Genomic DNA, 12,305 nt, shown 5'->3' on the forward strand with positions numbered 1-12,305 from the left:
CGCCGGCGCTTTCGTAGCGACGTTCGGTAGCTACTCGAGCGCTGCGACGGCTCTGACCGGGGAGCCGTCGCCGTCTTTCAGCGGCAGTGGGAACGCATACAGCGTGAATCGCTCGGGAAGCTCCTCGAGGTTCGTGAGGTTCTCGAGGATCGGCAGGTCGGCACCCAGCAGTTCGTCGTGGGCGGGAATCCCGTCTGGTTCGTTCGCACTCGCGCGTTCCGTCGGCGTCGGATCCGGGCTGAGCGTATCCGTCGCGACGCCACAGTTCGCGTTTCGGAGGACCGTCGCAGTCTCTGGTGTAAGGTACGGATGGTCGAGGTAGGCATCGGTGTTCCAGTGGGCGTCGTAGCCGGTTCGGACGACCAGCAGGTCTGCGGACTCGAGCGTGGCCGGCAGCTCCGCTGGCTCGATCGGTTCCCGTGGTTCGCAGGGCGCGAGATCGACGAACTGCGCGTCGAAGACGTACTCGCCGACGTCGCGATCCTCGAGGGTGTCCCCGTCGGATTCGGTGTGACTTGGGGCGTCGATGTGGGTACCCGCGTGACTGCTACAGCGCAGTTCTCGAACGGAAGCGCCGTCCTCCGGTATTGTCGCCCACTCCTCGAGTTCCACCGCAGGGTCGCCGGGATACGTCTGCATTCCGGACTCGATCGGATGCGAGAGGTCGCGGTACATCGCTCGAGCGTTCGTTTGCCTCGGCAAAACCTGAACTGGTTTATCCGGGGCCGCACAATCGGCGACCGATGACAGTCGTCGCCTTCGACTTCGACGGGACGCTTTCCGACTCCGAGATGACCGTGTTGCTCGGTGACCGCTGTGGCGTCGCCGACGACATGGCCGAGATCACCGAACGCGCGATGAACGACGAAATCGGCTATGCCGAGAGTCTACGGGAACGAGCAGCCCTGCTCGAGGGCCTCTCCGAGGACGACGCCCGCGACGCCTTCGACGAGGTCGAACTCCGCGAGGGTGCAGCCGACCTGATCGCCGAATTGAACGACGCCGGCGTCACGACGGCGATCCTGACCGGCGGCTTCGAACGCGGCGTCGCGACGGCACTCGAGCGCGAGGGAGTCTCGGTCGATCACATCGTCTCGAACCGACTGCCGATGGAAGACGGGGAGAGCGAGGCGACAGCCTCGGATACTGCGAGCGGCGATCAGCCGCGAGCACTCACCGGCGACGTCGAGGGGCCACTCATCGAGGGGACCAAAGACGACGCCCTCGAGGATCTGGCCGACGACGTCGGCGTCTCGCTCGCGGAAACCGTCGCGGTCGGCGACGGAGCCAACGACCTGCCGATGCTCGAGGTCGCGGGGCTCTCGATCGGTTTCGACCCGAAACCGGCCGTCGAACCGGCGTGTGACGTCGTCGTGACCTCGATGGAGGAGGCCCGCGAGGTGCTCGACGAGGAGGCCGTCCTCGAGTCGGCCTGACCTGTTCCATTCTTACGTTTCTGCGGTTTCGACTGGCACTGCCGGCGATATGTCTCGGTTCCGACTCTCCTTGCGATATGCCAACCGGGTGTTCATGTATCTGCCCCGTGATCCATCTACTATGCGCGAATTCGCTTTTACCATCACCTACGACCGGGGTGCGGATCACCTGATGGACGTTTTCATCGACCACCCCGGTCTCTACGCGCGGACCGTCTCGTGTCAGGCGACCACCGAGACGATGTGGCGACTGGACGAGGTAACCGGTCCTCGAGAGGCACTGGCGGTCTACGACGACCGCCTCGCGAACCTCTCGCGGTGTTCCAGCCTCCGTGGAATGGGCGGCTGCTCGATCGACTGGACCTACGAGACGATCGCCGAACGCCCGACGCGTCGACTCATCTACTCCCGCCAGTCCGAGGGTGACGGCTGTCGGTCGGTGCCGTATCTCGCCGCGAAACACCTCGAGGACGGCGTTCTCTGCCGGGCCGAACAGCACGGCCACGAGTACCGGTGGCGGCTCCTCGCCGAGGACGACGTCGCGGTTCGCTCTATCTACGACGAACTGGGGGCGAACCTGCGTGACGGGCTCGCCCTCGAGTTCGAACGAGTCGGGGACTCGACCGACTGGCCCGACGACCTCGCGGAGCGTTCCAACCTGCCGTACAAACAGCGCGAGGCGCTCGAGCTGGCCGTCGAGTACGGCTACTACGACGATCCGCGTAGGATGTCGATCCAGGAAATCGCGGACGAAGAAGGGATTCCGACATCGACGCTACAGTACCGACTCACCCGCGCGGAGGCCTGGCTCGCCAGGACGTTCGTCTCGACCGACACGGGGGATCCAGTGGTGCAGGCGATGGCGACGACGGCCGACGACTAGTACCGTTCCAAGCGTCGACTGACAATCGAAATCGGGCGACCACCATCGATTTCTCCCAGCAGTTCCGGCTCGTGACGCCACTAGCGTCTGCCGTCTCGAGTGGTCCATCTCCCTGTCCCATCCCGGGTTTCGTTTCGCTTTCCGGACACGAGTTGGAATATGCCGAACGAAATTCCAACCGCTCTCGGCCGGTAGGATAGCTCGAGAGCGAACATGCACTCCGACGAACCGCGCACTGACAGTGGCGTATCGCGACGAAGCTATCTCGGACTCGGCGGCAGCGCACTGGCCGCGCTTTCATTTGCGCCGGCCGGCAGCGCAACCGAGGACGAAGCCGGTACCGAGGGGACGGCAGACCGAATTCTGATCCAGAACGGAACGATCGTTACCGTCGACCCCGACTACGGCGTCCTCGAGAACGCGGACCTGCTCGTCGAGGACGGCCGAATCGAGGAGATCGGTCACGACCTCGAGGCGCCGGCCGCGGCGACGATCGACGCCAGCGACGCGATCGTCACGCCCGGCTTCGTCAACTCCCATCTCCACACCTGGCAGGCCGGCGTCCGCGGCGTCGCGGGCGACTGGTCGTTCATGGAGTATCTCGATCTGATGCTTGGCCAGGTCAGCGCCCAGTACACGCCCGACGACGTCTATCTCGGGAACCTCTTTGGCGCACTCGAGCAACTCAACGCCGGCGCGACGACGATCCTGGACTGGTTCCACGTCGCCAATTCGCCGGGCCACACGAACCGGGCGGTCGACGCGCTCGAGGACGCCGGTATTCGGGCCGTCTTCGGCCACGGAACGCCGGGCGACGACAGCGACCTGTGGTGGGAGGAGAGTACGGAGCCCCACCCCGACGACGTCCGACGACTCGCCGAGGAGCGGTTCCCGACCGACGACGGCTTGCTCACGCTGGCGCTGGGGATCCGCGGCCCAGACTACTCGACCGACGAGGTCGTCGAACACGACATCGAACTCGCACGCGAACTCGGCGTGCCCGCGTCGATGCACATCGGCTCGCTCGGACCGGGCGGCGTCGAGACGCTCGAGGAACTCGACTTGCTTGGGGACGACCTCAACTACGTCCACGGCAATCGACTCACTGAAGAGGAGTTCGAACTGATCGGCGAGTCCGGCGGTTCGGTCTCGATCACGCCCGAGGTCGAGATGCAGATGGGGATGGGGATGCCGCCGCTACGGGAGACCATCGAGGGCGGTGCGATCCCGTCGATCGGCGTCGACATCGTCTCGAACGTCAGCGGCGACATGTTCACGCAGACGCGGTTCGCCCTGCAGACCCAGCGCGCGCTCGACAACCAGCCGACGGTCGAGGCCGGCGAGCAGGTCATGGATCTCTCGCTCACCGCACGCGACGCCCTCGAGTTCGCGACCATCGAGGGCGCACGGGCGCTCGGCCTCGAGGACGAGGTCGGGTCGCTGACGCCCGGTAAGCGGGCTGACGTTGCCCTCATCCAGGCGGACGACGTCAACACGACGCCGGTTCACGATCCGATCGAAACGGTCGTCTTCCAGGCGGGCGTCGGGAACGTCGACACGGTTCTCGTGGACGGCACCGTCGTCAAGCGCGACGGCGTCCTCTACAACCCGGCAGGGAGACGCCACCAGCATCGACTCGTTCGGTCGGGCCGTCGCGTCCTCGAGCGAAGCGGCGTCCTCGACTGATCGACCGGCTTCGATCGTCCAGAATCTCTGAATAACTGGCAGTAGAACCGTTCCCCAGGGCGATAGGGTTATTAACTCAGGAGCGAGTAAGTAGTTTTGATGTGGCAAGACTTCGTATTCATGGTTGGAAGCGGCCTCTCGATCGTATTCCTCGCACCGACGCTCCGGGACGCGACAGCCAGGGTTCCCCTCGGAACGAGCCTCCCGTCGATGGCCATCGGTCTCGTCTACGCGGCGACGTTCTTCACGCTCGGGATGACGTTCTCGGCCGCGGGCTCTTTCGCTGCTGGCAGCATGTGGGCGCTCATCGCCCTCATCCGATCACCCGTGACGCCGACTATCGTCCGGAACTCCGACCCCGCGCTGATCGCTCGAGACGTGCGCGTCTGGCTGAGTCGGCTCGGATCGAACGAGCTACCGGCCGACCAGTACGTTCGCGTCGACTCCCAGCAAAACCACTGATCTCGTCTCCGTTCGTTCTCGCGGCTCGTTTTCAGCTTTCAGCGTAGCGGTTCGCCCTCGAACTCCCGGTCGCCGTCCGACTACTCCGAAAAGAGGCTGGTGTGGACCGGAGCGAACGAGGACGATTCGTCGTCGCCGGGCGCAGTATCGGTGATGCTTCGGCCCTCGAGTCCCGCCTCGAGCAGGGCGGACAGCGGCGGACCGACCTTCTCCGGTTCGACGAGGAAGGCGTCGTGGCCGTGATCGGACTCGACGACGTGGTGGGCGACGTCGACGCGACCCTCACGAGCGGCGTCGGCCAGCGCCTCCGACTGCTCGACCGTGAAGTGCCAGTCTCCGGTAAACGACAGCAAGAGCAACTCGCCCTCGAACGCCGCGAGTGCGTCGGCGTCGCTCTCGTAGCCCGCCGACAGGTCGAAATCGTCCATCGCGCGGGTCAGGTAGAGGTAACTGTTGGCGTCGAACCGATCGACGAACTTCTCGGCCTGGTAGTCCAGATACGACTCGACCTCGCGGTAGGGGAAAAACGACGCCGCAGGGTCCGGTGGCTCCTCGCGGACGGTCTCTCGGCCCGCAGAGCGCCGGCCGAACTTCTGGGCCATCGACGCCTTCGAGAGGTACATGATGTGACCGATCTGTCGCGCGCGGGCGAGCCCGTCCTCGGGTTCCGGCCCGCCATAGTAGTGGCCGCCGTTCCAGTTCGGATCGGACGTGATCGCACGTCGGGCAACCGTATCGAGCGCGAGACACTGCGCGTCGAGACGTCCGGCGGTGGCAACCGCTGCGGCGCGTTCGACGTCGTCGGGATACCGGCGCAGCCAGTCCAGCACGTTCATCCCGCCGACGCTGCCGCCGACGACCGCGTGAAGTCGGCCGACGCCGAGTTCGTCGAGCAATCGTCGCTGGGCGCGCGTCCAGTCGCCGACCGTCACCGGCGGGAAGTCGGTGCCGTAGGGCTCGCCGGTCTCGGGATTCGTACTCGAGGGGCCGGTCGTCCCGTAACACGATCCCGGGACGTTCGCACAGACGACGTAGTACTCCGTGGTGTCGATCGCTTTCCCGGGGCCGACGACGTCGCCCCACCACGCGCGAGCCTGGCCAGCGGTGTCGTCGCCCGCGTCGGGTCGCCGTGCGACGTGGGAACTGCCGGTCAGGGCGTGACAGACGAGGACGGCGTTATCGCCTGTAAAGTCGCCGTAACTCTCGTAGGCCACCTCGAGCGACGGGATCGACTCGCCGGAGAGGAATTCGAACTCGCCGAGGTCGATCGTGTCTCTGGACGTCACGAGTGTTCACCCTCGGTCGTCCGGCCGTGTCGACGTTTCGGAACCGGCATTCGCTTCCGTGGCCGCCGAAATCGCCTGCTCGAGATCGGCCAGAATATCTTCGGGGTCTTCGATCCCCACGGACATCCGGACGAGGTCGGGCGTGACGCCCGCTTCCTCCTGTTCCTCGGGGGTTAGCTGGCCGTGGGTCGTGCTCGCGGGGTGGATGACCAGCGTCTTCGCGTCGCCGATGTTCGCGAGGAAGGACGCAAGTTCGACGTTCTCGCAGAACGCTTTCCCACCGTCGAACCCGTTCTCGAGGCCGAACGCAACCATCCCGCCGAAGTCTGCAAGATAGCGCCGGGCGTTGTCGTGAGTGGGGTGGTCCTCGAGTCCGGGATGGGTAACCCAGGCGACGTTCTCGTGATCCTCGAGGTAGTCCGCGACGATCCGTGCGTTCTCGCAGTGTCTCTCGACCCGCAGCGGCAGCGACTCGAGTCCCTGCAGGGTCTGCCAGGCGTCGAACGGCGTCTGCTGGTTGCCAAGCGTCCGCAGCGACCGGTATCGCGCCGCGGCGGCGAACGGTGCCTCGGGGAAGTCCCGCGAGAAGTCGACGTCGTGATAGGCGTCGTTCTCGCCGGCGATTTCGTCGTAGTCGTGCTCCCCCCAGGGGAACGAGCCGCCGTCGACGAGGACGCCGCCGACCGTCGTGCCGGAGCCGTGGAGCCACTTGGTCGTCGACTCCCAGACGACGTCTGCGCCGTGCTCGAGCGGCCGACAGAGTGCGGGCGTCGCGAACGTGTTGTCGACGACGAGCGGGACGCCGTGTTCGTGGGCGATTTCGGCGACGCGCTCGAAGTCGGGCGTCACCAGCGACGGGTTGCCGATCGTCTCGACGTGGACGAACGCGGTGTCCTCGTCGATCGCTTCCTCGTAGGCGTCGTACTCGAGGGTGGGGACGAATCGCGGTTCGATGTTTCGGCGGGTCGCCGTCTTCGAGAAGTAGGTCGTCGTCCCGCCGTAGGTGTCGGTCGAGACGACGACGTTGTCGCCGGCCTCCGCGAGGATCAGCGTCGCCGAGTCGAGCGCGGCCATCCCGCTGCCCGTCGCGACCGCGCCCGTCCCGCCCTCGAGTGCGGCGAGTCGTTTCTCCAAGGTCCGAACGGTCGGGTTCGAGATCCGCGAGTAGATGTGGCCCTCGTCCTCGAGCGCGTACCGCTCGGCGGCGGTATCGGCGTCCTCGAAGACGTAGGAGGTCGTCTGGTGGATCGGCGGTGCCCGCGCACCGGTCGCCGGATCGGGCGACTGTCCGGCGTGTACGCTCCGTGTCTCGAACCCGTGCCCGCGACACCCCGCCTCGTCGTCGGGCCCGTCGCTCGCGTCGTCGCTCATGTTTAGTACGCATACTTCTCTACGTTCATATGCGTCTCAGTAACGGCAAAAACCGCTGATCGTGGGTTTGGTTCACACGATTCCGGCGACGGATCGCTACACTCAAACGCCCGCCGTCTGATCCGTAGGGCGTGTCACGTCCCGTCTCCAGTCCCGAAACTGGTGCTCGAGCCGTCCTCGCGAGCGGTTTCCTGCTGGGTCTCGGCATGCTCGCCGTCTTGCTGACCGACCGCTCGCACATGCTCGCGGCGAACTTCGAGGTCTACCAGGTCGCCGCCGAAACCGCCCTCGCCGGCGGAGACTTCTACGCCGTCGCTCCCGACCGGTTCCCCAACTTCTTCTACCTGTATCCGCCGATCACGATCGTCCCGTTCCTCCCCTTCACAGCCGTCGGCCTCTGGACCGGCTTTCTCGCCCACACCCTCATCGAGGTCGCGCTCGGCCTCGCGTTCGCGTGGCTGCTCGTCCGCTGGATCGAACGCTACCGAACGCTCGAGACGATCGATTACGCCCTGATCGCCGGCTTCGTCGTCGGGTCGATCCACACCGTCCCCTCGCTGGTCTACGGCCAGGTCAACCTCCGGATGGCGCTTCTGATAGCGGTTGGCCTCTTCCTGCTCGAGCGAGCGGTCACGGCCGACGATTCCCATTCTGCGATGCGACTCGAGACGTTCGCCGGTATCGCTCTCGCGGGTGCAGCACTGTTGAAGGTCTTCCCTGCTGCGATCGGTCTCTGGCTGCTTCGCCTGCGTGCCTGGTGGACCGTCGCGGCTGCCGTCGCAACCGGCGTTGGCGGCCTCACACTCGGCGCACTCGTCTTCGGTCTCGAGCGAACCCGGACGTTCTTCCTCGAGGCGTTGCTTCCGCGCAGCGACGGCGACGCGTTCGCGGGCGGACTCGATCCCGCCGAGCCCTACGTCACGATCAGGCGACCGCTGTCCGTGCTGTTCGACCTCGAACCGACGCTGCTGTCGATTCTCGCTGCCGTCGTCTTGCTCGTCCCGCTCGCGTACGTCTACACGGGGATCGACTCGCCGCGGGATCGACTCGTCGGCGCGCACGCGACCGTCCTCGTCGTCTTCGTCTACTTCCCGTCGTTCCCACTGTACTACGTGATCACGTTCGGAACGCTGATCCCGCTACTGTACGTGCTCGAGGATCGCTCGGTCAGACTGCTCTTCGTCGGCGGCGCCTTGCTCGCGAACCTGGCGCTCACTGGCGGGACGCTCGAGGACGTCGCAGCCGTCGCACCGCCTGCGGTCGCCGGTCCGTTGCTCGCGGTCGGGATGCCGTTTCTGACGCTGTCGACGCCGGTTCTCGCGGGTGTGATCGCAATGCTCTCCGGCTGTGTACTGTATCGGCATCGACGCTCGGTGGAGTGAAAGGAGGGAGGAGGCGTCGTCGCGGTGGCGGCATCCGCGACGGCGCTTACTCCTGATTGTAGCCGTGGCCGAGATAGAGCGCGACGACGTTGATCGCGAGCAGTACGAGGAACGTGAGCGTTACGCTCGAGTCGCCGAGTCCCTGTGCGAGCAGCGGGACGTGGACGAACGGGAGGGCGATCGCGACCCAGAACGAGAGGAACTGGGCCGGACCTCTGAGCGAACGGAGGTACCACCTGGATGGGTCGCGGTCTTGCTCCGTCTCGGGGCCGGACGGTCCGATCGATTCGTTCGGGAGCGGGGAGTGATTCGACATCGCTTACCTTGTCTCGATTACGACATTCACCCCATACATCATATAACGAAACGAATATTGTCGTCGTTTCTGCTCGTTTCACCGACGTAGTCAGTGTATACTGATCTTTCATCGAGGCTCGAGAGATCGTTTAAAATTTTATAGCACTATCTGAGGCCGTAACGCTTTTCTGTCGGTTCTGCTGGGTCAGAGTACCCGTGGCCTGGTCGTGGGACGATCGGTGGACCGAACGCAACCCCCTTGTAGCGGCGGTCCGATCGTTGGATCATGAGCGAGCGAACGGCGACAGTCACGCGAGACACTGCCGAGACAGCAATCGAGTGTAGCGTGACGATCGACGGAACTGGCGACGCCGACGTCGAGACCGGGATCGGCTTCTTCGATCACATGCTCGAGTCGTTCGCCAAACACGGGCTGTTCGACCTCGAGATCGACTGCGACGGCGACCTCGAGATCGACGATCACCACACCGTCGAGGACGTCGCGATCGTCCTCGGGGAGGCGATCGACGAGGCCCTGGGCGATCGATCGGGGATCGTCCGCTACGCCGACCGACGAGTGCCGCTGGACGAGGCCGTCGCGAGCGCCGTCGTCGACGTCAGCGGTCGGCCGCGTTTCTACTTCGACGGGGAGTTCTCCCAGGATGCGATCGGCGGGTTCACCAGCGACATGGCACGTCACTTCGGCGAATCGCTTGCGATGAACGCCGGCCTCACGCTACACCTTGAGGTCACTGGCGAGAACGCCCACCACGAGGTCGAGGCGCTGTTCAAGACGCTCGCTCGAACCCTAGATGACGCGACGCGGATCGACGAGCGCCGCGAGGGGACGCCGAGTACGAAAGGAACGCTGTAGTTACGGCTTTCGGAGCTTTCCCCACTTCTGTTCGAACTCCCCGTTTTCGACCGCGTGATCGATGAGCGTCGCGACGGCGTCGCGATCGACGCCGTACGCGTCGGCGACGAACGACTCGGCCTCGCGACGTTTCATCGGGAACTCGCGGCTGTACAGGAGCTGAACGACTTTCCGGTAGGCCCGTGCTGGGTCCCGACTCGAGTCGGCGTTCCCCTCGTTCGTCCCTTCTTCTGTCCCACGATTGGAGCCTTTCCCCTCGTTCGTCCCTGTTTCCGTCCCACGACTGGCGGCACTCTCCCCGTCCGGTTCGGGTTCAGTTTCGTGAACGGCGGCGCTTTCCTCGTCCGTTCTCGGTTTCCGCTCGCTGGCGTCCGCGTTCGCCGTCGCAGTCTCGGCGACAGTCACCCCCTCGTCGTCGGCCGTTCGGCTGTCCCCTCTCGCAGCCGTACTGTCAGCAGTTGCCGTGGGATCCGTCCGGCTCCGCCGTCGATTCGCTTCTCGGCCACCCCGTTCCGCACCGCGGTCGGCGATTCGTTCGGTTGGCGGACCCGTGCGGGAGTCCTCTCGCCGCCCGCGGCGTCCGTTCGCGGATTCAGCGCGGAGACGCGCCACCAGCGGCTCGAGAAGCGTCTGGAGTTGCCCTCGACAGTCGGCACAGAGCGCGACCCGCCGCTGTTCGTCGTCGGTCGGCTCGAACTCGGGTGGGATCACCTCGAAAGTGCCGACGGCGTCGTCCGCACAGAAATCACAGCTCCGAAGTTGACGCATGCGAGTGGGGTTCTCAGTCGAGTAGCTAAAATCGTCTGGCAGATGAAGGGTCGTCTCGAGAGACCGGTGCTCGAGTCGAACTCGAGGAACGAACGCGATCGCGGCCAACCACCGACAATTATACGATTGCGGACGTACACTCGCCAACGAATGTTCGACGAGATCATGGAGAAGTTCGAGGGGTCCCCGAGTCAGCAGGCAGTTATCCGACTCCTGCTCGAGCGAGGATTCTCGGTCAACGACGACGGACGGGTCGTCTCCGGCGGTATCGAGATACCGAACACGGGGATCGCCCGCGAGATCGACGTCGACCGTCGGGTCGTCGACTCGACGACGGACGTCATCCTCGAGGATCCGGAACTGCGGCGTATCTTCCAGAATATCTCCCAGGTGCCGAGCCTGATGGACCTCGCGCCCGTTCTCGATCTGACAGTGCTGTCGATCGCCGTCGACGACCCGGAACAGGAGGGAATCGTCGCCGGCATCACCGGGACGCTCGCGGACAACGGCGTTTCGATCCGGCAGACGATAAGCGAAGACCCCGAGTTCACCGACGAACCACGGCTCTACCTGGTCACTGACGAGGACCTCCCTGGCGATGTGATCACCGAACTTCGGGATCTGGAGTTCGTCCGGAAAATCGAGTTACAGTAGCTCATACGGAATGCTGTAACGATGTCCGGCGCGACCACAGGACGGGGCGCGGTCGCGCCGGAAATGACTTACAGCGGTCCGTATCAGGCGTTGTCGAGGACGGATTTCACCCCAGACGTCAGTTCTTCGAACCGTTCTATCGACATGCTGTCGGTCGTCACCCAGACGCCGTGTTCGTCCCGGATGATCCGCGTCAGGTAGCCGTTCTCGAACGTCCGTATCGTCGCCTGGTACTCACCCAGTTGCGTGTTGCGGTACGCCGACTGCGAGTGAAAGCCCATCCGCTCGTGTTCCGCGAAGCCGACGAGGTCCGCGGTCTGCTCGAGGTCGGATCGCAGGTAAAGCTGGGAGACGGCGTCCTCGGTGAAGTACGTAATACTCCGCAGTTCGTCTCCGACCGTGGTTCGACAGACGGAGACCAGTTCGTCGGCGAGTTTGGGATCGATGTCGACGCTCTCCATGTGTATCCGTATCACCCCCGCAATAATAACGTAAAGGGACGAGGCGAGACGTGCTCGACGGGACCGACGGTCTCTTTTCGGCGGGCGATATACTCCTCGTATGGTCGAACCGCCGGTCGACGCGGGTGAGCGGCCGTGACCGATGCCTACCGGACCGTCGCCGAACCTGCGACCGCCGACTTCGTCGTCCAGGGCTCGGAGTTTCTCGGCCACGTTCGGCCGGTCGACTCCGTCGACGCCGCCGAATCGTTCATCGAAACCGTCGAGGCCGAGTACGCTGACGCCACGCACAACGTCCCCGCCTACCGGGTACGGGCCGATCCCGAGGGCGAACTCCTGCGCGAATACTCGAGCGACGACGGCGAACCCTCCGGTTCCGCGGGGAAACCGGCGCTGAACGTCCTCGAGAAGCAGGAACTCGAGAACTGTGCAGTCGTGGTCACCCGCTACTACGGCGGGACGAACCTCGGCGTCGGGGGGCTCGTCCGGGCCTACTCGAAGGCCGTGAAGGACGCCGTCGACGCCGCGGGCGTGGTCGAGGAACGGCCACACGAATCCGTCTCGGTCACCGTCGAGTACGACGACTCCGGCACCGTTCGCGGGATACTGGAGAGCGAGGGCTACGAGTTCGAAGCCGACTACGACGCCGACGTCTCCTTCGACGTCCGGGTTCCGATAGCGGAGGCCGAGCCGTTCCGGGATCGGCTACGGAGCGCGACGAGCGGCCGCGTCGATCTCGACTAGC

The 12,305-nt window shown here is 65.0% G+C and carries 14 protein-coding genes; 8 read left to right on the forward strand and 6 right to left on the reverse strand.

What is annotated here, in order from left to right; all coding sequences use genetic code 11:
* Positions 1 to 30: 30 nt before the first annotated feature.
* On the reverse strand, positions 31 to 675 hold the full coding sequence (locus tag BLR35_RS19210; RefSeq protein WP_090385757.1) for a cyclase family protein: 645 nt from the start codon (positions 673 to 675) through the stop codon (positions 31 to 33).
* Between the two features lie 68 nt (positions 676 to 743).
* Between BLR35_RS19210 and serB the strand changes: the two genes are divergently transcribed.
* From serB to BLR35_RS19230, 4 genes are all read left to right on the forward strand, one after another.
* The gene (gene serB / locus BLR35_RS19215) at positions 744 to 1,436 is read left to right on the forward strand and encodes a phosphoserine phosphatase SerB (RefSeq protein WP_090385760.1); all 693 of its coding nucleotides are present in this window, start codon (positions 744 to 746) and stop codon (positions 1,434 to 1,436) included.
* Between the two features lie 121 nt (positions 1,437 to 1,557).
* On the forward strand, positions 1,558 to 2,319 hold the full coding sequence (locus tag BLR35_RS19220; RefSeq protein ID WP_090385763.1) for a helix-turn-helix domain-containing protein: 762 nt from the start codon (positions 1,558 to 1,560) through the stop codon (positions 2,317 to 2,319).
* Between the two features lie 213 nt (positions 2,320 to 2,532).
* Positions 2,533 to 4,005, forward strand: a complete 1,473-nt coding sequence (locus BLR35_RS19225; protein WP_090385766.1) for an amidohydrolase family protein — start codon at positions 2,533 to 2,535, stop codon at positions 4,003 to 4,005.
* Positions 4,006 to 4,101: 96 nt separating this feature from the next.
* The gene (locus BLR35_RS19230) at positions 4,102 to 4,467 is read left to right on the forward strand and encodes a hypothetical protein (RefSeq protein ID WP_090385769.1); all 366 of its coding nucleotides are present in this window, start codon (positions 4,102 to 4,104) and stop codon (positions 4,465 to 4,467) included.
* A gap of 80 nt (positions 4,468 to 4,547) precedes the next feature.
* Here the strand turns inward: BLR35_RS19230 and metX are convergent, their stop codons facing one another.
* Complete coding sequence (gene metX, locus BLR35_RS19235; protein WP_090385771.1) at positions 4,548 to 5,753, reverse strand: homoserine O-acetyltransferase MetX; 1,206 nt, start codon at positions 5,751 to 5,753, stop codon at positions 4,548 to 4,550.
* A gap of 6 nt (positions 5,754 to 5,759) precedes the next feature.
* A complete protein-coding gene (locus BLR35_RS19240; RefSeq protein ID WP_090385774.1) occupies positions 5,760 to 7,124 on the reverse strand; it encodes an O-acetylhomoserine aminocarboxypropyltransferase/cysteine synthase family protein in 1,365 nt (454 codons plus the stop codon).
* 131 nt (positions 7,125 to 7,255) lie between these two features.
* On the opposite strand from BLR35_RS19240, the gene BLR35_RS19245 reads away from it, so the two are divergent.
* On the forward strand, positions 7,256 to 8,506 hold the full coding sequence (locus tag BLR35_RS19245; RefSeq protein ID WP_244510289.1) for a glycosyltransferase family 87 protein: 1,251 nt from the start codon (positions 7,256 to 7,258) through the stop codon (positions 8,504 to 8,506).
* Positions 8,507 to 8,552: 46 nt separating this feature from the next.
* Here the strand turns inward: BLR35_RS19245 and BLR35_RS19250 are convergent, their stop codons facing one another.
* Positions 8,553 to 8,822, reverse strand: a complete 270-nt coding sequence (locus tag BLR35_RS19250; RefSeq protein WP_090385778.1) for a DUF8028 family protein — start codon at positions 8,820 to 8,822, stop codon at positions 8,553 to 8,555.
* Positions 8,823 to 9,089: 267 nt separating this feature from the next.
* Between BLR35_RS19250 and hisB the strand changes: the two genes are divergently transcribed.
* Positions 9,090 to 9,677: an imidazoleglycerol-phosphate dehydratase HisB gene (hisB, locus tag BLR35_RS19255; RefSeq protein WP_090385781.1), complete on the forward strand. Its 588-nt coding sequence runs from the start codon at positions 9,090 to 9,092 to the stop codon at positions 9,675 to 9,677.
* Here the strand turns inward: hisB and BLR35_RS19260 are convergent, their stop codons facing one another.
* Positions 9,678 to 10,445, reverse strand: a complete 768-nt coding sequence (locus BLR35_RS19260) for a hypothetical protein (protein ID WP_090386034.1) — start codon at positions 10,443 to 10,445, stop codon at positions 9,678 to 9,680. It abuts the gene before it with no gap.
* A gap of 150 nt (positions 10,446 to 10,595) precedes the next feature.
* Between BLR35_RS19260 and BLR35_RS19265 the strand changes: the two genes are divergently transcribed.
* Positions 10,596 to 11,099 carry a TrpY family transcription regulator gene (locus BLR35_RS19265; protein ID WP_090385784.1) on the forward strand — a complete coding sequence of 168 codons (504 nt, stop codon included), beginning with the start codon at positions 10,596 to 10,598 and terminating at the stop codon, positions 11,097 to 11,099.
* Positions 11,100 to 11,182: 83 nt separating this feature from the next.
* On the opposite strand, the gene BLR35_RS19270 is transcribed toward BLR35_RS19265, so the two are convergent.
* The gene (locus BLR35_RS19270; protein WP_090385787.1) at positions 11,183 to 11,560 is read right to left on the reverse strand and encodes a DUF7522 family protein; all 378 of its coding nucleotides are present in this window, start codon (positions 11,558 to 11,560) and stop codon (positions 11,183 to 11,185) included.
* A gap of 135 nt (positions 11,561 to 11,695) precedes the next feature.
* On the opposite strand from BLR35_RS19270, the gene BLR35_RS19275 reads away from it, so the two are divergent.
* Positions 11,696 to 12,304 carry an IMPACT family protein gene (locus BLR35_RS19275; protein ID WP_090385790.1) on the forward strand — a complete coding sequence of 203 codons (609 nt, stop codon included), beginning with the start codon at positions 11,696 to 11,698 and terminating at the stop codon, positions 12,302 to 12,304.
* Position 12,305: the final 1 nt, after the last annotated feature.

It is taken from the genome of Natronobacterium texcoconense, assembly GCF_900104065.1.
Classification (GTDB): domain Archaea; phylum Halobacteriota; class Halobacteria; order Halobacteriales; family Natrialbaceae; genus Natronobacterium; species Natronobacterium texcoconense.

What these genes read in the sequence shown, in the direction of transcription:
- BLR35_RS19220 (WP_090385763.1), top strand. Translation starts at nt 1,558, where the DNA reads ATGCGCGAATTCGCTTTTACCATCACCTACGACCGGGGTGCGGATCAC.
- BLR35_RS19250 (WP_090385778.1), bottom strand. Translation starts at nt 8,822, where the DNA reads ATGTCGAATCACTCCCCGCTCCCGAACGAATCGATCGGACCGTCCGGC.
- BLR35_RS19265 (WP_090385784.1), top strand. Translation starts at nt 10,596, where the DNA reads ATGTTCGACGAGATCATGGAGAAGTTCGAGGGGTCCCCGAGTCAGCAG.
- BLR35_RS19210 (WP_090385757.1), bottom strand. Translation starts at nt 675, where the DNA reads ATGTACCGCGACCTCTCGCATCCGATCGAGTCCGGAATGCAGACGTAT.
- serB (WP_090385760.1), top strand. Translation starts at nt 744, where the DNA reads ATGACAGTCGTCGCCTTCGACTTCGACGGGACGCTTTCCGACTCCGAG.
- hisB (WP_090385781.1), top strand. Translation starts at nt 9,090, where the DNA reads ATGAGCGAGCGAACGGCGACAGTCACGCGAGACACTGCCGAGACAGCA.
- BLR35_RS19225 (WP_090385766.1), top strand. Translation starts at nt 2,533, where the DNA reads ATGCACTCCGACGAACCGCGCACTGACAGTGGCGTATCGCGACGAAGC.
- BLR35_RS19270 (WP_090385787.1), bottom strand. Translation starts at nt 11,560, where the DNA reads ATGGAGAGCGTCGACATCGATCCCAAACTCGCCGACGAACTGGTCTCC.
- BLR35_RS19260 (WP_090386034.1), bottom strand. Translation starts at nt 10,445, where the DNA reads ATGCGTCAACTTCGGAGCTGTGATTTCTGTGCGGACGACGCCGTCGGC.
- BLR35_RS19240 (WP_090385774.1), bottom strand. Translation starts at nt 7,124, where the DNA reads ATGAGCGACGACGCGAGCGACGGGCCCGACGACGAGGCGGGGTGTCGC.